At 48.6% G+C, this 22,755-nt stretch carries 24 protein-coding genes; 19 read left to right on the plus strand and 5 right to left on the minus strand.

Annotation, left to right across the window (positions count from 1 at the left end; genetic code table 11):
- The first annotated feature begins 2 nt into the window (after positions 1-2).
- The 5 genes from KQJ23_RS11780 to KQJ23_RS11800 all read left to right on the plus strand — a co-directional run bounded on the left by KQJ23_RS11780 (position 3) and on the right by KQJ23_RS11800 (position 3,323).
- Positions 3-494, plus strand: a complete 492-nt coding sequence (locus KQJ23_RS11780; protein ID WP_216479079.1) for an ABC transporter permease — start codon at positions 3-5, stop codon at positions 492-494.
- A 13-nt stretch (positions 495-507) separates the two neighbouring features.
- A complete protein-coding gene (locus KQJ23_RS11785) occupies positions 508-954 on the plus strand; it encodes a hypothetical protein (protein WP_216479080.1) in 447 nt (148 codons plus the stop codon).
- A gap of 10 nt (positions 955-964) precedes the next feature.
- Positions 965-1,522: a hypothetical protein gene (locus KQJ23_RS11790; protein WP_216479081.1), complete on the plus strand. Its 558-nt coding sequence runs from the start codon at positions 965-967 to the stop codon at positions 1,520-1,522.
- The gene (locus KQJ23_RS11795; RefSeq protein ID WP_216479082.1) at positions 1,509-2,486 is read left to right on the plus strand and encodes a hypothetical protein; all 978 of its coding nucleotides are present in this window, start codon (positions 1,509-1,511) and stop codon (positions 2,484-2,486) included. Before KQJ23_RS11790 ends, KQJ23_RS11795 begins: the two co-directional genes overlap by 14 nt.
- 159 nt (positions 2,487-2,645) lie before the next feature.
- Entirely contained in the window at positions 2,646-3,323 is a 678-nt protein-coding gene (locus tag KQJ23_RS11800) for a winged helix-turn-helix transcriptional regulator (protein ID WP_216479083.1), read from the plus strand.
- A gap of 78 nt (positions 3,324-3,401) precedes the next feature.
- On the opposite strand, the gene KQJ23_RS11805 is transcribed toward KQJ23_RS11800, so the two are convergent.
- Together KQJ23_RS11805 and KQJ23_RS11810 are read right to left on the minus strand one after the other, a co-directional pair.
- A complete protein-coding gene (locus KQJ23_RS11805) occupies positions 3,402-3,911 on the minus strand; it encodes a C40 family peptidase (protein ID WP_216479084.1) in 510 nt (169 codons plus the stop codon).
- Between the two features lie 297 nt (positions 3,912-4,208).
- Entirely contained in the window at positions 4,209-4,856 is a 648-nt protein-coding gene (locus KQJ23_RS11810; RefSeq protein ID WP_216479085.1) for a thiamine diphosphokinase, read from the minus strand.
- 155 nt (positions 4,857-5,011) lie between these two features.
- On the opposite strand from KQJ23_RS11810, the gene KQJ23_RS11815 reads away from it, so the two are divergent.
- Positions 5,012-5,656 (plus strand): trimeric intracellular cation channel family protein, encoded by a 645-nt coding sequence (locus KQJ23_RS11815; RefSeq protein ID WP_216479086.1) that lies wholly within the window; start codon positions 5,012-5,014, stop codon positions 5,654-5,656.
- A gap of 154 nt (positions 5,657-5,810) precedes the next feature.
- On the opposite strand, the gene KQJ23_RS11820 is transcribed toward KQJ23_RS11815, so the two are convergent.
- Positions 5,811-6,539, minus strand: coding sequence for an alpha/beta hydrolase (locus tag KQJ23_RS11820; protein ID WP_216479087.1), 729 nt, complete (start codon positions 6,537-6,539; stop codon positions 5,811-5,813).
- 256 nt (positions 6,540-6,795) lie between these two features.
- Here KQJ23_RS11820 and pdhA point away from each other — a divergent pair, with 256 nt between their 5' ends.
- The 9 genes from pdhA to KQJ23_RS11865 all read left to right on the plus strand — a co-directional run bounded on the left by pdhA (position 6,796) and on the right by KQJ23_RS11865 (position 16,714).
- Positions 6,796-7,863, plus strand: a complete 1,068-nt coding sequence (pdhA, locus tag KQJ23_RS11825; RefSeq protein WP_216479174.1) for a pyruvate dehydrogenase (acetyl-transferring) E1 component subunit alpha — start codon at positions 6,796-6,798, stop codon at positions 7,861-7,863.
- A 36-nt stretch (positions 7,864-7,899) separates the two neighbouring features.
- Complete coding sequence (locus tag KQJ23_RS11830; RefSeq protein ID WP_216479088.1) at positions 7,900-8,880, plus strand: alpha-ketoacid dehydrogenase subunit beta; 981 nt, start codon at positions 7,900-7,902, stop codon at positions 8,878-8,880.
- Between the two features lie 270 nt (positions 8,881-9,150).
- Positions 9,151-10,479 (plus strand): dihydrolipoamide acetyltransferase family protein, encoded by a 1,329-nt coding sequence (locus KQJ23_RS11835; protein ID WP_216479089.1) that lies wholly within the window; start codon positions 9,151-9,153, stop codon positions 10,477-10,479.
- A gap of 4 nt (positions 10,480-10,483) precedes the next feature.
- Positions 10,484-11,899, plus strand: coding sequence for a dihydrolipoyl dehydrogenase (gene lpdA, locus KQJ23_RS11840; protein ID WP_216479090.1), 1,416 nt, complete (start codon positions 10,484-10,486; stop codon positions 11,897-11,899).
- A 194-nt stretch (positions 11,900-12,093) separates the two neighbouring features.
- Positions 12,094-12,750: a PspA/IM30 family protein gene (locus KQJ23_RS11845; RefSeq protein ID WP_346779390.1), complete on the plus strand. Its 657-nt coding sequence runs from the start codon at positions 12,094-12,096 to the stop codon at positions 12,748-12,750.
- A gap of 36 nt (positions 12,751-12,786) precedes the next feature.
- Positions 12,787-13,818: a TFIIB-type zinc ribbon-containing protein gene (locus KQJ23_RS11850; protein WP_216479091.1), complete on the plus strand. Its 1,032-nt coding sequence runs from the start codon at positions 12,787-12,789 to the stop codon at positions 13,816-13,818.
- Positions 13,818-14,690: a TPM domain-containing protein gene (locus KQJ23_RS11855; RefSeq protein ID WP_249529704.1), complete on the plus strand. Its 873-nt coding sequence runs from the start codon at positions 13,818-13,820 to the stop codon at positions 14,688-14,690. Before KQJ23_RS11850 ends, KQJ23_RS11855 begins: the two co-directional genes overlap by 1 nt.
- A 15-nt stretch (positions 14,691-14,705) precedes the next feature.
- Entirely contained in the window at positions 14,706-15,692 is a 987-nt protein-coding gene (locus KQJ23_RS11860) for an SPFH domain-containing protein (RefSeq protein ID WP_216479092.1), read from the plus strand.
- 260 nt (positions 15,693-15,952) lie between these two features.
- On the plus strand, positions 15,953-16,714 hold the full coding sequence (locus tag KQJ23_RS11865; RefSeq protein WP_216479093.1) for a hypothetical protein: 762 nt from the start codon (positions 15,953-15,955) through the stop codon (positions 16,712-16,714).
- Between the two features lie 111 nt (positions 16,715-16,825).
- Here the strand turns inward: KQJ23_RS11865 and KQJ23_RS11870 are convergent, their stop codons facing one another.
- On the minus strand, positions 16,826-19,330 hold the full coding sequence (locus KQJ23_RS11870) for a DsrE/DsrF/DrsH-like family protein (RefSeq protein WP_216479094.1): 2,505 nt from the start codon (positions 19,328-19,330) through the stop codon (positions 16,826-16,828).
- 5 nt (positions 19,331-19,335) lie between these two features.
- Positions 19,336-19,620 (minus strand): ArsR/SmtB family transcription factor, encoded by a 285-nt coding sequence (locus KQJ23_RS11875; RefSeq protein WP_216479095.1) that lies wholly within the window; start codon positions 19,618-19,620, stop codon positions 19,336-19,338.
- Positions 19,621-19,836: 216 nt separating this feature from the next.
- Between KQJ23_RS11875 and KQJ23_RS11880 the strand changes: the two genes are divergently transcribed.
- The 4 genes from KQJ23_RS11880 (at position 19,837) to KQJ23_RS11895 (ending at position 22,664) form a co-directional block, all read left to right on the plus strand.
- The gene (locus KQJ23_RS11880) at positions 19,837-20,691 is read left to right on the plus strand and encodes an undecaprenyl-diphosphate phosphatase (protein WP_216479096.1); all 855 of its coding nucleotides are present in this window, start codon (positions 19,837-19,839) and stop codon (positions 20,689-20,691) included.
- 108 nt (positions 20,692-20,799) lie between these two features.
- Positions 20,800-21,243, plus strand: a complete 444-nt coding sequence (locus KQJ23_RS11885) for an NUDIX hydrolase (protein WP_216479097.1) — start codon at positions 20,800-20,802, stop codon at positions 21,241-21,243.
- Positions 21,244-21,324: 81 nt separating this feature from the next.
- A complete protein-coding gene (thyA, locus tag KQJ23_RS11890) occupies positions 21,325-22,119 on the plus strand; it encodes a thymidylate synthase (RefSeq protein WP_216479098.1) in 795 nt (264 codons plus the stop codon).
- Between the two features lie 41 nt (positions 22,120-22,160).
- Complete coding sequence (locus tag KQJ23_RS11895; RefSeq protein WP_216479099.1) at positions 22,161-22,664, plus strand: dihydrofolate reductase; 504 nt, start codon at positions 22,161-22,163, stop codon at positions 22,662-22,664.
- Positions 22,665-22,755: the final 91 nt, after the last annotated feature.

Below are 22,755 nucleotides of genomic sequence, written 5' to 3' on the forward strand. Positions count from 1 at the left end.
TTATGAATAATGCATCTTCCGCTTTAAAAGTAGCCGCGGGTATTTTTTTGACAATAGCATTGATTACAATTGTGGTCATTTTATTTGTATCCGCTCAGGAGGCGACCAAAACGGCGCAAAATAATTTCTCCGATATCCAAACCGAGCTGTCGCAAGCTTCCTTTACAGTATATGACGATACAACGGTCAGCGGGTCCCAGGTCACCAATGCGCTGCGAAAGTTCAAGGACCGCGCAGAGTTTGGAATTCAGGTGAAGACGGGAAAAAATGCAGCCGGTGAATGGTATGGGGATATGCTGCGCATCACGGGAACTCTGACGAATGAGCAGTATGGATCTGTTATTGGAGCAAGCGGTGCTAACATCAGCAACACCTGGAATGAGAAGCTAAACGAATACGTGAATCCAAGCGGCAAGTTCAAAGCCAAGGTGATTAAAGATAATTCAAATGTTGTGCGCGGTCTCGTCTTCACACAAACCACAGTCAGTCCATAAGAGTCCGGTTGCTATGAATAGTCCGATCAAAGCGTTGCTATGGACAGGCTCCGGAGCCTCAATCGCTGTCATGGCATTATGGGGTGTCCTGCAGCAGGTGCAAGTACAGGATGCTGTTCTCATACATACCGCAGCCCATATCCAAAATCAGGAGCACACCGTTGCCTATGGCAAGGAGACGCTGCCAAGAATCGATAGTTCGGGCATTCCGGGGCCGGGTACATACAGCGGATTGCAGATGCTGTACGGAATGCGCGGATGGGCGGCTGAAGGAGCTGAAATCGTGGTCGATGGGGAGGTCATCCAACCGATTTTTCCGGATTTGAATGATCCCGCTGCCTTATACGATCAGGATCTTTATCGACTGCTTGGTGTGATTGATTTGTCAGCATCTTATACGGCATCGGTAACTACAGAAAGAGCTGGTGGCCTGATAACAATACAATTTAAGAGAGATTAGGGGGAGGAAGGTGGGGAATGCACTCTCATCGATTACTGCTGCGTTGCTGGCCATTGTGCTGATCCTGTTTTTCCCGTTAATGCAGACAGCTCAGCGCGAGGAGGATTTGCGCATGCTTTCCGCTTATAACAGTCTGGTGCAATTTACCGATGCGGTTAGAAATAAAGGGTATGTATCGCCTGAGATGGTCGAGGACTTTAGCAGGGAACTTGCGCGCAGCGGTGTTGTGTTCGATATTGAGCTGGAACATAGACACAAGAAATACCATCCGGAATACGATGACCCGGCAGATGCCGCGACCTTTCAGCATGAATTTAAGGTTGTCTATGACGCCTACTTTACTGAGGATGTGATGGAGGTGTTATATCCTGAGGTTTCCGGCGGGAACGGGAGCTTGGATCGAAGGCTGTATGTGATGGAACTGGGGGACTTCTGGGTGGTGACACTAACTCCCCGCTCACGATCGACCTACCAGATTTTATCCGGATACTTGGTTGGACTGACCGGGAAAGAAAGCAGCAGCGGAAGGCTTGCCTATGGAGGGATGATCCTGAATGAAGATTACTGATTGGTCATTGATCTTCGTGATCATTCTCTTACCGCTCTGTGTGGTGACGGGATGGAATACCGCACAGCTCCGGCAGGCCCGTGTGCTGGAAATCCAGTATACAACAGCGCTCAGGACAGCAGTGCAGGATGCGGGAGTTGTTCTGACCCGTAACTATTTACAGGCTGATGAGTATGGCTATGCTTCGGACAAGCAATCAAGGGTGAACAAAGAAGAGGCGCTATCTGTGCTGCGGAGTTCTCTTGGATATAATTTTGGCATTGCTGACGATTCGGCGGCGTTGGATGCATTCATGCTGTACATTCCGGCTATTATTGTTATTGATTATGACGGATATTATATGTATGAACTCGCTGACGAAATGGACGGGAGCAATGTTATCCAGTCATCCCATCAATGGATGCCAAAGAAGCCCTTCATTTATGAGGATAAGCAAGGCTATAGTGCCGCATTCACACTGGATGATCAGGTTGCTGTCATTGACCACCAGACAGGCGAGCAAATCCAGGGCAAGCGAGGGGAGCTTCCGCATGTCTTGCTTCCGGATCTGCTCTCAGATCCAGTGCAATTCGACCAGCTGAGAAGATCGGCAATTGTGCACTCCATTGAACAAGACCTTTCCCGAGCTATAGAAAGCCACAATACGGTCGTGCGGCAGCTTGGATGGACTTACCTGTTTACGATGCCGACAATTTCACAGGAAGATTGGAGCAATACGCTGGATGAACCCGGCATGCTGGTATTTCTCCAAGGGATTCCCGCAGGAGTGAGCCGGTTCAATAACTATGCACTAGGCGGAGGGAGAGTAGTGAGAGCCAAGGAATTTCTGGCCGGTAAGGATCCCGTCTCAGGATTTCCTTATGCCTCATCGCGAATTTGCAATTTGCCTTTTGCAGCAGAAGAAGTGTATGTTCATAGGCGGAATGCCGCAGAGGCTGGATACTATGAGTGGAATTGCCGGTGAAGGATTACGTGCTGTTGCTCTAGTGCTCTAGTGGAGAGGCAGCGGCATTTAGTATCCTTGGAGCAGACCATTTCGCTAAGGAATGGTTTGCTTTTATTTTGCCCATCTTAACTGTAATTGGGATTACCCGGATTGAACAAGGCTGGAGGCAGATATCAAATGAAGGAAAGCATATTAATCGTTGAGGTAAATCATTTCGACGCTTCCGAGCGAAAGGAGGAACTGGAGCAGCTTGGCCTTGAACCCTGGCTGTATCCGGACATAGATGAAGCAAAGGCACACATGGATCGGATCGCCCCGGAAGCATGCCTTATCTTCGCGTCATCGCTGGAGGAGATTGCTTGGAATCGGCTGAGAGCCTGGGATATCCGGTTATCCTTACCCTGGATTTTTATTGTCGAGAACTGGACCAGCAGGCAATTAGCCCAAGCCTACTCTTCCGGAGCACACGAGATATTGCCGGAGGGAATCCCAACCGTAGAATTAGCCATCCGTGTTCGCCACTGGATAGAGTTATTCAAACGCATTGCAGACGGCAACCCTTTGGAGCTTGCATATGCTGACTTGAGGATGGAACTGAAGGCCAAGCGGGTGTTTCGGGGCGAAGAGTTAATCAGGTTAACGGTCAAGGAATTTGAATTGCTGCGGTTTTTGGTAAAGCGAGCTGAACAGGTTTGCCCGAGAGAAATTATCCTTCAGGAGGTATGGGGCTATGATTTTTCAACAGGTACGAATGTGGTGGACGTATATATCAGGCATTTGCGAAAAAAGATTGATAAAGGCCATCGCCATAAGCTGATTCATACTGTGAGAGGAACAGGATATGTGCTTCGATGACAAAAGGACTGCCTTCTGGTCGTTTAGCCAGGAAGCAGTCCTTGTGCGGTCGAGGTAATAATGCTATGAGATCAATTACTAGAGTACTCTACGAGCCTTTACATAGGCATTTTTCCAGAAAGTCGAGTTCAAGTTGGATATCGTTACGCCTGGGCTGCCATACGTATGAAGAATTTTGCCATTCCCCATATAAACGGCGACGTGGGTAATGTTTTTCCCGGTAGAGCGGCTGCCGCTAGAGAAGAATACCAAATCTCCGGCTTTCAGATTAGACTTGGATACAGCAACGCCAACCTTGGATTGCTGAACAGAAGTTCTAGGCAATGTTACGCCATACTTCTTGAAAATATGCTTCATAAAGGAAGAACAGTCGAATACTTTGGTTGTAGACGTAGATGCTCCGAATTTATATGGGGTACCCATAAATGTTTTTCCGTAATTAACGACCTGCGTGCCTCTGGATACAGCAGCGCTTTCCGCTTGCTGTACCGATGCCGCTTCGGCTCCTCCTGCAAGCAGTGTGCCGAATCCGATAGTCGATGCGATTCCAATTGTCAGTACTTTTTGGAATAGTGTGTGTCTGTTCAAGTTAGTATACCTCCAAATTTCTTGTATTTTGTCGACCGGCTTGTAAACCGAGTATATCAGCTTTTTATACACCCAAAATCATCCATAATTGCTGTATTGCTTGCAGGGCAAGGGATTCCCCCTGATTATTAAAAACAGATTAAAGTTACAAAATAGTAAGAATTTAAGTGAAAAAACAAACGAAAAAACACGAAAATCCCTTGATATATCAAGAAAAATTCCGTGTTTTCAAAAGAAGAAACATAGGTATAAATTTATTACGAATCTGTCATTTTTTATAGATGTTTTGTTTCCGTCTCAGTCCTTGCTCTGAATAATTAATAGCAAGCCGCTGTCTATCCGGATCACTCCTCGACCATGGGTCAGACGATTGCTGACACCAAGCGATTGTCCCATCTTAATGGTTGCGTTCTCCAGGGGATACATGAAGCCTTCCAGCGTTATTCCCGTTACCTCTGTGGTCAGAGGGAGCAAAGATACATATGTATACCCTCGATCTTCCAGCTCGCAGCTCGTCCCGGTCAGGGTAATGTAGTTGTTCGCATCCCAGATGGAACTTGCGATTTGATGCTGCAGTCCGCGCATCATAATGTGCACATTGGCTAAAGAGTGGTCGAACCGGGTTCCCAATACGCCGAGCATCGTCACTTCGGTGGCCTTATTGTCAATTGCCAGATCAAAAGCCAACTCCGTATCCGTTAAATCTTTGTCTATGGCATCACAGGAAATGAATTGCTTGCTGTTAGCGGCGATCAAGTCCAGTTCTTCCGGGCTGACGGAATCAAAGTCACCGACTGCAATATCAGGAGACAGGCCATGTTGTATTAGAAATAAAGCGCCGCGATCAGCTCCGATGATCATATCAGATTCGGAGAATGTGATTTGCTCAAGACAGGAGGGATCAATTCGGCCGCCGGCAAAAATATACACCCGTTTCTCTTCCATGTCTGAAATCTTCCTTTCTAGGTCTCAATCCGGTAGTTCATCTTATCAATATTAAATATTAGTATAATTCAACTTTTAAGCTTGCACAATTTAAGCTGCCCGGAATACAATGGACGAAAGAAACATTGTATGTGAGAGGGAGCAGAGAACAGAAGATGCATTTATTTGATATTTTCAGCATCATCGGCACAGCTGCTTTTGCCATGTCGGGCGCGTTCGTGGCAATGGAGGAGGACTATGATATCCTCGGTGTGCTTGTCCTTGGATTGGTAACCGCATTTGGAGGCGGTGTTATCCGCAACGTCTTAATAGGAGTTCCTGTTACAACATTATGGTCACAGGGTGAATTGATTCTGTGGGCGGTGTTATCGATCCTTGCAGCCTTCTTGCTTCCGATCAAGTGGATTCCCCATTGGAAGAAGACAGAAGCGTTGTTTGATGCAATTGGTTTGTCAGCCTTTGCGATCCAAGGAGCTTTATATGCTACAAACATGAACCATCCGTTAATTGCGGTTGTCGTTGCTGCGGTACTAACCGGAATTGGCGGGGGGATGATTCGGGATTGTCTTGCCGGACGGAAGCCGCTTGTGCTTAGGGATGAGATTTATGCGGTATGGGCAATGATTGGCGGTCTTAGTGTCGGGCTGGGCATCTTCAGCAATACAGTAGGATTATTATTCCTGTTTGCTCTGATCGTATTTGCTCGCATGCTGTCGGTGCACTTCAAATGGAAGCTGCCGCGCCGTTCCCTGAAATCCTCCAGCAAAAATGTGAATTCAGAGCATAGCAGCTTTTTATAAATAAAGCACCGGCTGTCCAAAAGTTGAAAGATAACTAAGAATTGCTGATGGGGAAGCCTCATCGGATAGAAATAAGCACTGAAACAAATTAAAAAAAGTTGAGCGAGAAACCTTGCGTTTTCTCGCTCAACTTTTTTGCTCTTTTATCGGGTAATTATCCTAAAAAGTGAATCAGCGCATCAGGCAATTCCTGTTGCCAGAAGCCCCATAGATGCTTCCCGTCCTTCTCCGCATAGGAGACCTTAGCTCCGCGCTCTTCAAGCAAAGCTTTGGCTCTTCGATTTAATTCGACAAAGTTATAGGTTCCCGTATCTGTCGTATATGTCTGCTCTTGAAGACCTACAATCATAAAAACAGATAAAGAAGAGAGGTCGGAGTAAGATTCGATTATGTTCAATGAAGCCTCGTAAAATGCGCCGGACAAGCTAATAATATTGCAAAACAGATCCCTATGTTTCATCGCCAGATGAAGAGAGAAGGAGCCGCCCAGGGAATCTCCGGCCAGAATACGCTCGCGCGTTTCGCGCCGAACGGGATATTTGCTTTCGACAAAGGGAATAATCTCATCAGTTATACAGTTCATGTAGGCATCAAAGCGATTCCCGAAAGGAGCATATTCTTCAGTTCGGATCGAAGTATCGACTTCAATGCCGACAATGATGAATGGATCGATGCCTTCATCTAATATCAGCTGATTCGCATGGGTTGCGATTCGCCCGAAATTAAAAAATTCTTCGCCGTCCTGACAATATACAACAGGGTAACTTAGGATTTCGTTGTAGCCAGGCGGCAGGTAGATTCGAAGCTTTCGCTTCTCTTCCAGGTATCGGCTTTCGAGCTCTTCCTTAATAATTGTCCGCTTTAAATAACGGGAATCTGTCATGGTTAGGCACGCTCCTTGCTTCTTTAAGATTTTGCTTTTGGAGTCTCTTTAAGTTAAGATATCCAGTAGTACGGAAAACGCATACAAGCCAAATACAGGATTTCTGTTATACAATTATTCACTAACTGTTATACGTACAAAGATAAAAAGTTTAGTCATTTTATCGCAATTCCTTTGACTAATCAGGTGAAACAGTTGTATAATAATTCTATAACAGAGGAACATGATAATCAAATATTTTGTCGAGGTGAAGAAAATGAGCAGGATTCCTTATGAAGTATATACGGAGGAAGTCGAAGCTTTAACCGTCCTTTCGCCGGATGGAGAAATTGTAAACAAAGAGATGGTTCCGAATTTGTCGGACGATCAGTTAAAAGAATTAATGTACCGTATGGTATTTACACGTACTTGGGACGAACGCGCCATTAACCTCGGACGCCAAGGTCGTCTCGGATTTTATGCTCCGGTATCCGGACAAGAAGCAACGATGGTCGGCAGTGAATTCGCGCTGGACAAGAATGACTTTGTCTGCCCGGGTTACCGCGATATGCCTCAGCTCGTATGGCATGGTCTTCCATTGTACCAAGCTTTCCTGTATTCCCGCGGTCATCAACACGGCGGACAAATTCCGGAAGGCGTTAATGTACTTATGCCTCAAATTATTATCGGCGCACAGGTTCTTCATGCCATGGGTATTGCCATGGGCTACAAGCTGAAGAAGCAGAAGCAAGTGGCCATTACTTATACCGGTGACGGCGGATCGTCCGAAGGCGATTTCTACGAAGCACTGAACTATGCAGGCGTATATAAGCTGCCGGTTATTTTCTTTGTGCAAAATAACGGTTATGCCATTACAACTCCATTCTCGAAGCAAACAGCGGCTTTGTCCATTGCTCATAAAGCGGTAGCGGCAGGGATTCGCGGTATCAAGATCGACGGTATGGACGTATTCGCGGTGATCAGTGCGGTTCAGGAAGCTGCTGAACGTGCGCGTAACGGCGAAGGAGCTACGTTGATCGAAGCTGTGACTTACCGTTTCCGTCCGCATTCCTTGTCCGATGACACAAGTAAGTACCGGACGAAGGAAGAAGAAGGACAATGGGGCGAGAAGGACCCGATTGCCCGTCTTGCCAAGTACCTGGAGAAAAAGGGACTTTGGAACGATGAAGAAACGGCCCGCGTGAAGGAAGAAGCCAAGGCAAAAGTGAACGAACAGATTAAGAAAGCGGAACAAACCGAGAAAATGACGATTCCTGGTTTGATCGACAGCATGTTCGAGCAAACGCCTAAGCATCTGGAAGAGCAAAAAGCGGATTTTAAATAAGCCTGAAAGAAGTTCTATTGAGGAGGATATGAAGCAATGGCACAAATGAATATGAAAGAAGCAATTCGCGATGCGATGCGCGTAGAGTTGAACCGGGATCCGAATGTCGTGCTGTTCGGAGAAGACGTAGGTAATGTCGGCGGGGTATTCCGCGTTACAGAAGGTTTGCAAAAGGAGTTCGGAGAAGAGCGTGTATTTGATACGCCGCTGGCTGAATCCGCAATTGGCGGTATGGCTGTCGGCCTCGGGATTCAAGGCTTCCGTCCTGTAGCGGAAATTCAATTCGTCGGCTTTATTTTCGAAGCACTCGATCAAATACTGGTTCAGGCAGCGCGCATGCGTTACCGTTCCGGCGGACGCTATCATTCTCCGATTGTATTCCGTACGCCATACGGCGGCGGTGTTAAAGCTGCTGAACTCCATACGGATGCTCTCGAAGGCTTGATCGCCCAAACTCCGGGGATCAAACTGGTTATTCCTTCGAATCCTTATGATGCCAAGGGTCTTATGATCTCCGCTATTCGCGATAACGATCCTGTATTCTTCATGGAGCATTTGAATCTGTACCATGCTTTCCGCGCTGAAGTGCCGGAAGGAGAATATACGGTTGAGCTTGGCAAAGCTAACATTGTTCGCGAAGGCTCCGATGTTACGATTATTGCTTACGGCATGATGGTTCATACTGCTGTGAAGGCTGCTGAAGAACTGGAGAAAACCAAGGGAATCAAGGCTGAAGTCATCGATCTTCGTACCCTTGTGCCGCTTGATATCGATACAATCCTTGCTTCCGTGAAGAAGACAAATCGTGCGATCGTGGTTCAGGAGGCTCAAAAATCCGCAGGTATGGCGGCTGAGATTATCGCTCAGATCAATGAAAGAGCTATCCTGCATCTGGAAGCTCCAGTGCTTCGTATCACGCCTCCGGATACTATATATCCGTTTGCGCAAATCGAAGATCAGTGGCTTCCTACTCCGGCCCGGATTATTGAAGGGGTCAACAAGGTTCTTGAATTCTAATTGACAACAATTATAAGAGGTTGTTCAAAAAGTCATCTTTTGATCACGAAGTAATTTATGAGGTTAATTCGACATCGAATCTTGCGCTCACCCTAGAAGTCCGAGCGGATGCTTACGAGGTATGCTTCCTTTAGAAGCATTTTGCTCATGTAGGTTTTGCCTACACTCCGTTCCTCCTTCTTCGGGTTCTCACAACCTTCTCGGTGCTGAAAATCTGACTTTTCGAACACGTACTATAACTATCCTAAATTGAAACAGGAGGTCTTCCAGGTGGCTAAATTTGAATATCGCTTCCCTGAGCTCGGCGAAGGATTGCATGAAGGCGAAATTATTAAAATGCATATCAAAGCCGGCGACAAAGTAACTGACGAAGATATCGTAATGGAGGTTCAGAACGACAAGGCTGTCGTTGAGGTGCCTTGCCCAGTCAATGGTACGGTGCTTGAAGTATTCGGTACTGACGGCGCGATCTTCCGCGTAGGCCAAGTTGTGGCTGTAATTGATGCGGAAGGCGACATCCCTGAGCAAGAGCCGGCACATGAAGAAGCACAAGCCCAAGAAGCCGATTCGGCGAAGGGCGGAGCGGATACGGCTTCTTCTCCGGCAGCCTCCAGTCCTGCTGATGCCAAAGAGGGCGCAGCAAATGGTACTGCTGCACCGGCAGCCCCTAGCCATGAAGTTCTTGCAACACCGAGCGTACGCAAATATGCTCGCGAGCAAGGTATTGATATTGCACAAGTGACGGGCAGCGGCAAAGCTGGTAAAGTGACTCGCGAGGACGTAGATGCATTCAAGAGCGGCGGCACTTCTGCTGCACCGGCGGCCGTAGCTTCCCAGGCATCCGAAGAATCGGTTAGCGCACCTGCAGCGGCTTCTGCGGCTTCAAGCAGCGCTGATCTGGAAGAAGAACGCGTACCGTTCAAGGGCATCCGCAAGGCGATTTCCAATGCGATGGTTAAATCGGCATATACAGCTCCTCACGTTACGATCATGGACGAAGTGGACGTAACCGAGCTGGTAGCCTTCCGCACACGGATGAAGCCGGTTGCCGAGAAGAAGGGCATCAAGGTAACTTACCTGCCATTTATCGTTAAGGCTCTGGTAGCTGCATCCCGTAAATTCCCTGCACTTAACGCTTCGATTGATGAAGTGAACAACGAAATTGTATACAAGAAGCACTATGATATCGGGATTGCTACAGATACCGACAACGGCTTGATCGTTCCGGTAATCAAATCGGCAGACCGCAAGAGCATCTGGATGATCGCCGAAGCCATCAGTGATCTGGCAGCACGGGGCCGCGATGGCAAGCTCTCTGCTAATGAAATGAAGGGCAGCACGATTTCGATCTCGAATATCGGTTCTGCGGGCGGTATGTTCTTCACACCAATCATTAACTACCCTGAGGTAGCTATCCTTGGTACGGGCCGTATTAGTGAAAAGCCTGTTGTGAGAAACGGCGAGGTTGTAGTGGCTCCTGTAATGGCGTTGTCGCTCAGCTTTGACCATCGCCTCATCGACGGTGCAACGGCACAAAACTTCATGAACTATATCAAACAGCTGCTCGGCAACCCAGAGCTGCTCGTAATGGAGGTATAACAACATGGTAGTAGGAGACGCTTCTTTAGATATTGATACCCTAGTCGTAGGCGCCGGTCCCGGCGGATATGTGGCGGCCATTCGTGCCGCCCAGCTGGGCCAAAAGGTTGTCATCGTCGATAAATCAGAACTCGGCGGCGTGTGCTTGAACCGCGGATGTATCCCATCGAAGGCTCTGATCGCTGCTGCTCATCAATTTGAGGCAGCCCTTCATGGCGAAGCTTTCGGGATTACGGCTGAAAATGTAAAGGTTGACTTCAAGAAGACTCAAGAATTCAAGAGCGGTGTCGTTAAGAAAATGACTCAAGGCGTAACGGGTCTGCTTAAAGGCAACAAGATTGAAGTGTTCAGCGGTGAAGTGATGTTCATCAATGAGAGCGAAGCGCGCGCATTCAACGATCATGAATCCCCGCGTTACCGTTTCAAGCATTGCATCCTGGCTACTGGCTCTCGTCCGATTGAATTGAAGCCATTCCCGTTCGGCGGACGTATCCTGTCCTCGACTGAAGCGCTTGAGCTTCAAGAAGTTCCAGGCAGCCTCGTTGTAATCGGCGGTGGCTACATCGGCGCAGAGCTTGGTCAAATGTTCTCCAAGTTCGGAACCAAGGTAACGATCATCGAAGGAATGGACACTGTTCTTCCTGGCTTTGACAAGGATATGACTCGCCTGGTTGCGAAGAGCATGGAGAAGACTGGCGTTGAAATCGTAACAAATGCCAAAGCGGAAAGTGCAGAACAAACCGATAAGAGCGTTACTGTGAAATATTCCGTGAATGGTGAAAATAAAGAAGTAACTGCAGACTACCTGCTTGTAACTGTTGGTCGTCGTCCGAATACGGACGGAGACCTGGGTCTGGATCTTGCAGGTGTGGAACTGACCGAACGTGGTCTGGTCAAAGTTGACCATCAAGGACGCACTAGCAATCCGCAGATCTTCGCGATTGGCGATATCGTTCCTGGGCTTGCTCTTGCGCACAAAGCTTCTTATGAAGGTAAAGTTGCTGCAGAAGTTATCTCTGGTCTGCCTTCCGTGGTAGACTACAAAGGAATGCCTGCGGTTGTGTTCACAGATCCTGAATGCTCCAGCGTAGGTCTTACCGAGAAGGAAGCAAAGGAGCAAGGCTTCAAGGTAAAATCCGGCAAGTTCCCATTTGCGGGTAATGGCCGTGCAACGTCCCTGAACCAGCCTGAAGGCTTCATCAAGATCGTAGCTAATGAAGAGAACGAGGTTGTTCTCGGGGCACAAATCGTCGGTATCGAGGCATCCAACCTGATTGCCGAGCTTGGGCTTGCTATTGAGATGGGTGCGACACTTGAAGATATTTCCCTCACGATTCATGCGCATCCTACACTTGGCGAAATCGTGATGGAAGCTGCTGAATTGGTCGAAGGTCATCCAATTCACGTCATTTCCCGTTAATATTCGTTCACTTTGAATGACCGTCTTTACGTTTTACTCCTAAGGATATGGATAGGGCAGGACCGATTTTGTGGTCTTGCCCTCTTTTTTTGGCACCCGCTAGAATGTTTATGAAACCCTGACCTGCAAAATGGAGTATTATTTACATAGGTGAAAAATCCGGAGGGGAATAGGGGGAGATTACGATCGGAATTATATCAAGATTTACAGAGATTATGAGTGTCAATATTCGCTCTTTGCTGGAGTCGTCGAAGCAGCCTGAGCAAGCGGTGAAGGAATATCTGCGGACTCTCCAGATGGATCTGGGTGCACTGAAGGCTGAGACAGCAGCTGCAGAGGCCGAGGAGCAGCGCTCCAGACGCGCCTTGGAGGAATGCCAGGCCGAAATCAGCAAGCTTCAGCGCTATGCTGAAAAGTCCGTGGAAGCTGGCGAGGAACAGCGTGCCCTTGGATTTCTAGAGAAAAAGAAGCAGCTAAGCGGCAAGCTGGCTCAGCTTGAAGCTGCTTACAGACAGGCGGCAGAACAACCATTAAAGTTAAAGCAAATGCAGTTGAAGCTTGCTTCTGATCTTACGAAGCTGGAAGCTAAAAATCAGGAGTTGAAGGAAAAGCTGTCTGAAGTGGAGAAGTTAAACCGGGAGCAGCAGAAGGGCAAGGCCTCCTTTGACGAGCTGGAGGCGAAGGCTGATCAGGCCTTGAATGAAGCGCTAGCCCTGGCTGAATTAAAGGCGGGCCCGAAGGATTTTGATGAGGAATTCAGAGCTTGGGAGGAAAGTATGGGCTTAAGCAATGCTGAGACACGCACTCCGCAGGAGGAACTGGCAGCTCTGAAAGACAAACAGAACAATTAGGCAGCTTGCTGCTGAACATAACGGGGTGAGTATGTAATGCCGGTAATTGAGTATAAATGTCCCAACTGCGGGGGCAATATGAAGTTTGACGGCGACAGCGGGATGCTGACCTGCGAGAGCTGCGGCCGTCAAGACAATATCGAGGAGAGGCTTGATCCGATAGCACAGCAGGTATTTGAAAAGGATGAAGCTATTGAATATCAATGTACGAGCTGCGGTGCGGTATTGATTACGAACAAAGATACTTCGGCAACCATATGCAGCTTCTGCGGCTCTCCGGTGGTGCTGGGTGACCGGCTGAGCGGTCAGCTTGCGCCATCTATGGTCATCCCATTTACGGTAACGGAACAAGAAGCCATACAGGCCTTCCGCAAATGGTGCAAGCGGGGATTGTTGACCCCCAGCGGCTTTATGACCGCGGACCGGATTAAGGAGATTACAGGGATCTATGTTCCTTTCTGGCTGTACGATCTTCACCATGATGCTCAGGTTTACGGAGAAGGAACCAAGGTAAGATCGTATACGCGCGGCGATTATCATATTACCGAGACCGAATACTATGATGTCTATCGCAGACTGAAGCTCAATTATGTCAAGGTTCCGGTGGATGCTGCGGAGAAAATGGACGATACCCTGATGGATAAACTAGAGCCGTTTCATTATGAGCATCTCAAGGAATTCAAGACGCCTTATTTATCGGGCTATATGGCTGAGAAATACAGTCAGAGTGACAGGCAGTTGCTTCCCCGGGCGAAGGACAAGGTTGCCGGTTACATTAGATCAGCTATTCAGGCATCAGTCACCGGATACACGACTATGAATTACTCGAATCAGCACATTACTACGACGCATGCAAGTGCAAGATATGTGCTGCTGCCGGTATGGATTCTTACTTATGATTACAATCGGCAGGAGCATATGTTTGCGATGAACGGGCAGACCGGTAAGGTGGTTGGCAAACCGCCGCTTAGCAAGCTCAAGATCTTCTCCTGGTTCGCAGGCATCTCTGCCGGCACGCTGTTGATTTTGAAGCTGATCTCCTTGAGCATGGGAGGTGGGTTCCTGTGATGAATAACAAATGGGCGATGCGGATGCTCTCCATCTGGATCGGTATCTTGCTGCTCGTCCCGCTTCAGACGATTAACGCATCGAGCGTGGATGAGACGAGGCAGTTAATCTATGATGAGGCAGGACTGTTAAGCAGCAGCCAGACTGAAACATTAAATCAGCGTGCTAATGAATACAGCCAAAGATGGGACACGGACTTTATTGTTTATACTTCCAATAACCCTGCTGGAACGGATGTTCAGGTTTTGATGGGTGATTTTTACGATGATTATGAATTGAATTCCGATGTGCGCAATGTCAGTGTGGTGATGCTGACGTTGGACATGAACAACCGTGAACTGTATGTGTCCGGGTTCTATAAAGGGATGGAATACGTGAACAATGAACGGGCTGATCAAATCCGTGATTTGATCACTCCTTCTTTGTCAGCTGGGAACTACGAGCAGGCATTTACGAAGTTTTTAGATAAAGCGAATGAGTTCATGGGAATCGAGCCGGCGCCTGCATACGATCCGGGCAGCGGCAGCTCGGGAATCTCCAGCCCAGGCGTTCCTCGGACTGACTATACACCTGCTTCGGACGATGATGAAGAATCTATTATTTCCAACGGCTGGTTCCAGTTGATCGTATCGCTGGCAGTGGGCGGTATTGCCGTAGGCATCATGGCAGCGAACGCGGGAGGACGCGTAACGGTGAACCGGTTTACTTATGAAGACTCCAGAAATTCCGGCGTGGTATCCAGGAAGGATCAATATATCCGTACTACGGTCTCCAAACGTAAAATTGAGCGCAACACCAACAGTGGCGGGGGAGGCGGCGGAGGCAGAACAGGCGGAGGACACAGTCACAGCGGCAGCAGAGGATCATTTTAGAGAGGATGGATGAGCATGGGATTTTTTAAGAATCAGTTTGCCAATGTAGTGGAATGGGAAGAGTTCCGTGAGGATATGATTTTTTGGAAATGGAGCAACCGTGAAATAAAGAAGGGAAGTAAGCTGATCATCCGCTCGGGTCAGGATGCAATCTTCGTGAATAATGGCAAGATCGAGGGGATTTTCAAGGACGATGGCGAGTACAATATCGATTCGGATATTATTCCGTTCCTTTCCACGCTGAAGGGCTTCAAATTCGGATTCAACAGCGGGATGAGAGTGGAAGTTCTCTTCGTGAATACGAAGGAATTTACGGTGAAATGGGGAACGCAAAATCCGGTGCTCATCCCGACGCCTCAGCTTCCTGGAGGGATGCCGATTCGCGCTAACGGTACCTTTACCTTCCAGGTCACTGATTATGTAACGCTGATCGACAAAATCGCCGGTATTCGCAACAGTTATCTGGTTGAGGATGTCAAAATCCGAATTACTTCGGTGCTCGATCAGTTGCTGATGAAATGGATTAGCCGGGAAGGCAAGGATATGTTCAATCTTCAGGCAAATGCTTCTGACATTGCGAAGGGGATTCGCGAGGATCTGGATATGGAGGTGCTTAACAACGGTATCTCGATTACCGGCTTCCAGGTGATGAGCTTTAACTATCCAAAGGAAATCCAGGATATGATCACCAAGACAGCGTCGCATGAAATGATCGGCAACCTGCAAAAATACCAGCAGGTAAGCATGACGGACGGAATCGCTTCAGGTAAAGTAAAGGGCGGCGGTGTTGCCGGCGACATGGCTGGAATGATGATGGGAATGAATCTCGCAGGGGAGATGATGAAGAACATGAATCAGAATCCGTCTTCTTCCGGCAATCAATCCTCGAATTCCGGCTCTCCGGCTCAAGGGGGCGGCCAAAAGCCGAATTTCTGTCCGAACTGCGGCGCAAAGAACGAAGGCGCTAATTTCTGCTCGAATTGCGGCCAGAAGCTGGTTTAAGGCCGATCCTTAATAGTGTAAATTAAGTGTAAATTATGAGCTGACTAACGCATGTTGAGAATGAAAAATAATCATCAAAAATCAGAAGGAAGAGGGTGGCTTTCACCTTCTTCCTTTGTTTGTAACAGTCAGACAAGCCTCGGTCGAGCCGCTGTTTTCTAACTTCATTGTATTTTTAACAAACTTTTCATTTCTTGGAAAACAAGTTCTGTTACAATGGGAGTATACGAGCTCAAATCCGATACGAGGTGCCCCGAACAATGAAAAAGAAGACGATTACATTCATTGCTGGTCTCATACTGTTATTGCTGGGAGTTTTAGCATCCAATCACTTCAATGCCAACTCGACCGGAGCACATTCCCTTACAGAGCGGCAGGTTATTAATGAAGATCCCACTGCCCTCGCACAAGCAGAATTGCCGTTAAAGGACCAAATTGCAAAGTGGATTGTTGAGCAGGGCCAAAGAGAGGAATATTATTTGGAGGGACTGTCGTATGTCGAGGTGCAACTAGACACGGACAGCGAGCTGGAAATCATCGCGGGTATTGACGGCGGAGTCCATCTGGGTCAATTCTTTATTTTTGATTCTGGTGCGGACGGAGAATACAAGTTGATCGCAGAGAAAGATTGGAAGGTAGAACAGCTTCATCCCGGCATGGTGAAAGACGTGGAATTGAAGATGATCTTCGAGACGGTCGATCGTACCGGGGGAACCGGAGTGGATGTGTATGAGGCCCACTTATGGCATCTGGATAACGGAGAGTTCAAGGAAGTCTGGAACGGCTGGTTAAAGGGAAGGAATGCGATGATCGCAGGGAGCCATTCTCTATTGGCTGGAAGCTATCAAGTCATTGATGGCTGGTTGTACAATTGGGAGACGGTAGTCAAGTTGGAGGACGATGACGTTACGCAGAAAGAACCGCCACAAACAACGCTGAAAGTATACAGCTTTAACGGAGAAATGTTTGAACTTGTTGAATCAAAGGAATTGGCGGAAGCGGATAACAAGGCGGTTAATTAATAAATAAAGCGGCAAGTTCAGTATTTTTCTGAGCTTGCCGCTTTTCATTCCATATAACATTTACGCGTTACTACTCAGTGTCAGTCATCAGTTCAACTTGCCGCGGAATATTTAGATGAATAGATTAATGCCCGATTGGTCGGCTTTACCGAGATAGTAGCCTACGCCGCCGATTTTAATGCCGTCAATCAGCTCTTCCTGCCGGATGCCCATAACGTCCATCGACATTTGGCAGGCAACAAGTTCAACGTCCTGGTCAAGCGCAGATTGCATCAGCTCCTCCAAGGACGCAATGTTGCCGCTTTTCATGACGCCCCGGATCATCTTCGCGCCTATCCCCATCATGTTCATTTTTGAGAGGCTTAGCTTGCGGCTTCCGCGCGGCATCATCTTGCCAAACATTTTTCCGATCAGATTTTTTTTGACCTGTACCTTCTCCGGCTTACGGATTACGTTCAATCCCCAGAAGGTGAAGAACATGGTCACTTTTTTACCGCTGGCCGCAGCGCCGTTTGCAATGATGAAGGAGGCGATCGCTTTGTCTAAATCGCCGCTGAATACGACCATGGACGTACCCTCCGTGCCCGTGGATGTTGAGGTCTGTTTACCAACGGATCCCTGGTCGGCAGGGTCGCCCTTCCTCACATAGGCTTCAATTTTCCCTGCGGGCAACTTGTTGATCTGAAGCGCCTGATGCTGCGACATTTTGGCCCAGGAGGCAATATCCTCATAGAATCCCGGATCGGTAGCGGTTATGTGCAGTACTTGACCCGGCTTCAACTGGTCCATCGATTGCTTGACCTGAATAAGCGGGCCGGGGCAGCATAATCCGCAGGCATCCAGCACAGCGTCGGCAGTAATCGTATCTGCGGACAGACGCTCTTTGCGCTCCGAAGTGGAGGCGGAAGCCGGCTCAACCGCTGCCGCTGCTGTCTCCAACTCAGCGTCAGCGGATGGATAATATGGCTTTGGGGCGTACCGGCTCATGAGATAGCTCTTGTATCCGCCGGTCAGATTACGGACGCGGAAGCCGTGCTGCCGAAGGATGCTGGAAGCGGTATAGCCGCGCAGGCCAACCTGGCAATACACCCATATTTCTTTGCCGGAATCAAGTTCAGATATTCTTTCCCGCAAATCATCGACAGATATATTGAGGGAGCCCGGAATATGGCCGTTCGCATACTCAAGCGGTGACCTTACATCGAGAAGCAGCGTTGAGTCCGGATCTCGCATTTCCAGTTCGGCAGGCATGAACACCGAAGTTTTGTCAGTGAGAATATTTTCAGCGGTGTACCCGGCCATATTTACCGGATCCTTCGCCGAGGAATAGGGAGGGGCATAGGCCAGCTCCAGCTCGGTTAGGTCAGTCACGCTTCCCTTGAGACGGATGACGGTTGCTATGACGTCTATTCGTTTGTCTACGCCGTCATAGCCAACCGCTTGAGCTCCGAGAACAGCCCCTTCGTCATTGAACAGCAGCTTGATGGTCATCGGCACGGCTCCCGGATAATAGGCGGCGTGTGAATTCGGATGGACATAAGTCACCTGGTAAGGCATGCCCAGCCGCTGCAACGTCCTCTCATTAAGACCCGTGGCTGCCCCTGTCAGACCGAACACTTTGATGATGGAGGTCCCTTGCGTCCCTTTATACGTCGTACCCAGGCCGCATACATTGTCTGCGGCAATTCTGCCTTGCTTGTTGGCCGGGCCCGCAAGCGGAACTGCGGTCTGTGTGCCGCTGACAAAATCGGTAATCTGGATAGCATCGCCCACTGCAAAAATATCAGGCAGGTTGGTCTGCAGCTTGTCGTTAACCAGGATATGTCCCTTGGGACCGAGCTCGATACCATTGCCTTGCAGGAACTTGGTATCCGGAGCCACACCGATTGCGAGGATGATCAGCTCTGCAGACAGAGTCAATTCGCCGGACAGCATGACTTCCGTCCTATCGCCAAGCTCCCGAAAGCCTTGCACACTGTGAGAGAGCAGGAGCTTGACGCCCTGGGCCTCCAGCTCCTTGGACAGGGCGCCGGCCATGTCGGCATCGAAAGGGGCAAGAATTTGCGGCCCGCCTTCAATAAGCGTGACCTCCAGCCCGATTTCACGGAGATTTTCGGCCATCTCTACCCCGATGAATCCTCCGCCGATGACGGCTGCCGACCGGATGCCCTTTTCCTCGATATGATGCTTAATCCGGTCCGTATCCGGAATGTTGCGGAGCGTCATGATTTGCGGGCTCTCGATCCCAGGAAGGGCAGGCCGAAGGGGACTTGCTCCGGGAGACAGAATGAGCGAATCGTAGGACTCTTCGTATTCACCGCGGCTCTTGCTTCTGACTGTGACCGACTTTTGCTCCGGATGAACGGCAATGACCTCGCTGTCAATGCGCACATCGATCCGGAAGCGCTGGTGCATCGCTTCCGGCGTCTGAACCAGAAGCTTGGATCGGTCCTGAATCGTATCTCCGATATAATAGGGAAGCCCGCAATTGGCGAACGAAATATAAGAGCCCCGCTCGAACATAATAATTTCTGCTTCTTCATCCAATCGGCGCAATCGGGCTGCAGCCGAAGCTCCTCCGGCAACCCCGCCGACAATAAGTATCTTTTTACCCATATGTGCTATTCCTCCTTAAAAAGTAGCTCAACCAGCTGCGTGATCCGCGTATCCGAGACATGGTACAGCACCTCTAGTCCGTTGCGCTCCGTCTCCACAATGCCCATGCTGCGCAGCTTCTGCAAATGCTGGGATACCGTCGACTGCGGCAGACCGAGACATTCCTGCATATAGGACACATTGCACTCCTTTTTCTCCAGAAGGCCCTTCACGATACATAGACGTACCGGATGCGCGAGCGCCTTGAGCAATTCGGAGGCCTCTTCATAACGCTTGATGTTGTTGTCCAATCGGTTGTCCTCCCGTTTTATATTTGTATATCGCAATATTACGATATAACGATATTGATGTCAAATCCGAGTCATGGATGGATGGTTCGATTACATAGGATAAAAGTAGGGAATTGTCCAGATAGTTGATTTTGAGCAAGCGATGCTGTTAAAGTAATGAGGTATGTTTATTTCGTGCTCTATGGATAAGAGTTGGTCAAAGGAGAGTTAGACACTATGGAAGATATCTTCACAATATTAAAATCGATTATTCTGGGAATTGTCGAAGGGATTACGGAATTCCTGCCTGTGTCTTCAACAGGACATCTGGTCATTTTCAGCAACCTACTGAGCTTTAGCGGAACGACGCCATCTTATGTTGAAATGTATACTTATGTCATTCAATTAGGGGCCATATTGGCCGTGATTGTACTCTATTGGAAAAAGATCAAAGATACGCTAGTAAATTTCTTCCCTCAAAAGGTAGGCTTCCAGCGTTCTGGCTTTCGATTTTGGCTGATGCTGGCGATTGCCTGCATTCCGGGCGGCGTATTCGGCGTTCTGCTGAATGACTGGTCTGACAAGCATCTCTTCACTCCGGTTGTTGTGGCATTTTCACTCTTCTTCGGCGGTTTATGGATGTTGTATGCGGAGAACAAATTCCGCAACAATAAGCCCGGAGGCGGAGGTGACGAGCTCAACGTGACCGTGAAACAGGCACTTATTATTGGCGCCTTTCAATGCCTGGCCATTATTCCGGGCATGTCCCGATCCGCTTCCACAATCATTGGCGGTTGGGTTGCCGGATTAACGACAGTAGCAGCTGCTGAATTTTCCTTCTTCCTTGCTATTCCGGTCATGGTCGGGATGAGTGCGCTTAAGATCATCAAAATCGGCGGGTTTGGCAGCATGACTTCGATGGAGCTTGTCTCGCTTGGCGTTGGTTTTCTGGTATCGTTTATCGTCGCTTTGGCTGTCATCAACAAATTTATTTCCTATCTGCAGAAGAAGCCAATGAAGGTATTTGTATATTACCGTATGATTTTTGCGATTATTGTACTGTTAGCGGGTATTATCGGAGTATTCGGATAATTTCAAGCGCTTGTCAGAGGCCGGTCATCCGATAAAGGGTGGCCGACTTTTTTTGCATACGAGCGGTTTGGTCGGAAGTGAGCCGACACGGTAGAGGAGGACATCGATATGAATCGGATTGATATTGTCTATGCGCTCTTGCCAAGCGAGGATGGCAGCCGGATTCTGATGGTACACAACACAGGAAGCCGAAATACTTGGACACTTCCCGGCGGAACGGTAGAGCAGGGGGAGACGCTGCAGGAGGCCTTAATCCGCGAAGTGAAGGAAGAGGCGGGACTTGATATCAAGGTGCTGGATGTTGCGGCTATTAATGAGCTTCGGACACCTGAGAGCAGCAAGCATTATTTGCTTATCACATTTCACGCCAAGATTATCGGCGGGCAGTTAGGGACCAATGTGCCCGAGGAAGTAGCCGAGGTGGAATGGATTGAACTTCCAAGAGCCGATTTGCTGATGCCTTATTACCAAAAGGGGATAAGCAGTCTCATTCAGCAGCAGAAAGGCGTTCCTTATTTCGATGAGGGTGTTCAATATGGGGAGAAAGAATAAGTAGGAAGCGAAAATAGATTGATTAGCTCTCTATTTCCGAACATAATAAAGATAACTATAAACGATACGGGGGCATATGATATGAGAAGTTATTTGGACTTGCTGCAGGATGTATTGGATCACGGAACAGCGAAGGAAGACCGGACCGGTACCGGAACGATCTCTGTATTCGGACGTCAGCTTCGCTTCGATCTGTCTCAGGGGTTTCCGCTGATGACCACCAAACGGATTCATTTGAAATCGGTCATTCACGAGCTGCTGTGGTTCCTGAGCGGAGAAACCAATATTGCTTATTTGAAAGAAAACGGTGTAAGAATATGGGATGAATGGGCGGATGAGAACGGAGATTTGGGTCCGGTATACGGCTCCCAGTGGCGTTCGTGGGAAGCTCCTGACGGCCGGACGATTGACCAGATTACGAATTTAATCGAGGGGATCAAGAAGAATCCTGACTCGCGCCGGCATTTGGTCAGCGCCTGGAACGTGGCCGAGGTGGACAAGATGAAGCTGCCTCCTTGCCACTTCGTCTTTCAATTTTATGTAGCGGACGGCAAGCTGTCCTGTATGCTGACGATGCGCTCGGTCGACACCTTTCTGGGCCTTCCGTTCAATATTGCAAGCTATGCGCTGCTGACGCATATGGTGGCCCAGCAATGTGATCTGGAGGTCGGAGACTTTATCTGGTCCGGCGGAGATGTGCATATCTACAACAACCACCTGGAGCAGGTCAAGACACAACTGGAACGTGAGCCGTATCCATTGCCGCAGTTAATTATCAAGCGGAAGCCGGAGTCCATTTTCGACTATGTATATGAAGACTTTGAATTCAGCGGTTATCAGTATCATCCGACGATCAAGGCTGCAGTTTCAGTATAGGAATCACTTAAGCAATCGGTTGTATGAGAGGAGCGGTAAGCTTGTCAATCACATTGATTTGGGCCATGTCGCGAAATAGAGTGATCGGCCGTAATAATAAGCTGCCATGGCGGCTTCCGGCAGACTTGAAGTATTTTAAAGCGCAGACGACAGGTAAGACGATTCTAATGGGAAGAAGCACCTGGGAATCGATCGGCAGCAAGCCGCTGCCTGGACGCAGAAATATCGTTCTGACGCATAACGCCGAATATATGGCAACAGGGGCGGAAGTGGTGCATTCTATGAACGAAGCTCTGGAGCTGGCCCGGCAGGAAGAGCTGTGGGTGATCGGTGGAGCGGCGGTATATCGCCAATTTCTGGAGCACGCAGATCGCCTGCTGGTTACACTGATTGATGAGGATGTAGAAGGCGATGCTTACTTCCCGGATTTTCAGTGGGATGATGACTATGTGCTCAGTGGGGAAGAAGAGGGAATTCGTGATGAGAAGAACCCTTATGATTACCGCTTTTTGACGTATGTACGCCCTGGTTCGAGTGCTGAATAGTGCAAAATATCGTATCAATAATCCATTAATAACAAATCCCCCGAATGCTAACATCAAGATACATTGAAATGTGAGAGTTTCCAAGATCGTT

It is taken from the genome of Paenibacillus brevis (genome assembly GCF_018919145.1).
GTDB lineage: Bacteria > Bacillota > Bacilli > Paenibacillales > Paenibacillaceae > Fontibacillus > Fontibacillus brevis.

What these genes read in the sequence shown, in the direction of transcription:
- KQJ23_RS11785 (WP_216479080.1), top strand. Translation starts at nt 508, where the DNA reads ATGAATAGTCCGATCAAAGCGTTGCTATGGACAGGCTCCGGAGCCTCA.
- thyA (WP_216479098.1), top strand. Translation starts at nt 21,325, where the DNA reads ATGAGAAGTTATTTGGACTTGCTGCAGGATGTATTGGATCACGGAACA.
- KQJ23_RS11780 (WP_216479079.1), top strand. Translation starts at nt 3, where the DNA reads ATGAATAATGCATCTTCCGCTTTAAAAGTAGCCGCGGGTATTTTTTTG.
- KQJ23_RS11795 (WP_216479082.1), top strand. Translation starts at nt 1,509, where the DNA reads ATGAAGATTACTGATTGGTCATTGATCTTCGTGATCATTCTCTTACCG.
- KQJ23_RS11800 (WP_216479083.1), top strand. Translation starts at nt 2,646, where the DNA reads ATGAAGGAAAGCATATTAATCGTTGAGGTAAATCATTTCGACGCTTCC.
- KQJ23_RS11860 (WP_216479092.1), top strand. Translation starts at nt 14,706, where the DNA reads ATGGGATTTTTTAAGAATCAGTTTGCCAATGTAGTGGAATGGGAAGAG.
- KQJ23_RS11815 (WP_216479086.1), top strand. Translation starts at nt 5,012, where the DNA reads ATGCATTTATTTGATATTTTCAGCATCATCGGCACAGCTGCTTTTGCC.
- KQJ23_RS11830 (WP_216479088.1), top strand. Translation starts at nt 7,900, where the DNA reads ATGGCACAAATGAATATGAAAGAAGCAATTCGCGATGCGATGCGCGTA.
- KQJ23_RS11810 (WP_216479085.1), bottom strand. Translation starts at nt 4,856, where the DNA reads ATGGAAGAGAAACGGGTGTATATTTTTGCCGGCGGCCGAATTGATCCC.
- KQJ23_RS11850 (WP_216479091.1), top strand. Translation starts at nt 12,787, where the DNA reads ATGCCGGTAATTGAGTATAAATGTCCCAACTGCGGGGGCAATATGAAG.
- KQJ23_RS11885 (WP_216479097.1), top strand. Translation starts at nt 20,800, where the DNA reads ATGAATCGGATTGATATTGTCTATGCGCTCTTGCCAAGCGAGGATGGC.
- KQJ23_RS11865 (WP_216479093.1), top strand. Translation starts at nt 15,953, where the DNA reads ATGAAAAAGAAGACGATTACATTCATTGCTGGTCTCATACTGTTATTG.
- KQJ23_RS11870 (WP_216479094.1), bottom strand. Translation starts at nt 19,330, where the DNA reads ATGGGTAAAAAGATACTTATTGTCGGCGGGGTTGCCGGAGGAGCTTCG.
- pdhA (WP_216479174.1), top strand. Translation starts at nt 6,796, where the DNA reads ATGAGCAGGATTCCTTATGAAGTATATACGGAGGAAGTCGAAGCTTTA.
- KQJ23_RS11855 (WP_249529704.1), top strand. Translation starts at nt 13,818, where the DNA reads ATGAATAACAAATGGGCGATGCGGATGCTCTCCATCTGGATCGGTATC.
- lpdA (WP_216479090.1), top strand. Translation starts at nt 10,484, where the DNA reads ATGGTAGTAGGAGACGCTTCTTTAGATATTGATACCCTAGTCGTAGGC.
- KQJ23_RS11880 (WP_216479096.1), top strand. Translation starts at nt 19,837, where the DNA reads ATGGAAGATATCTTCACAATATTAAAATCGATTATTCTGGGAATTGTC.
- KQJ23_RS11820 (WP_216479087.1), bottom strand. Translation starts at nt 6,539, where the DNA reads ATGACAGATTCCCGTTATTTAAAGCGGACAATTATTAAGGAAGAGCTC.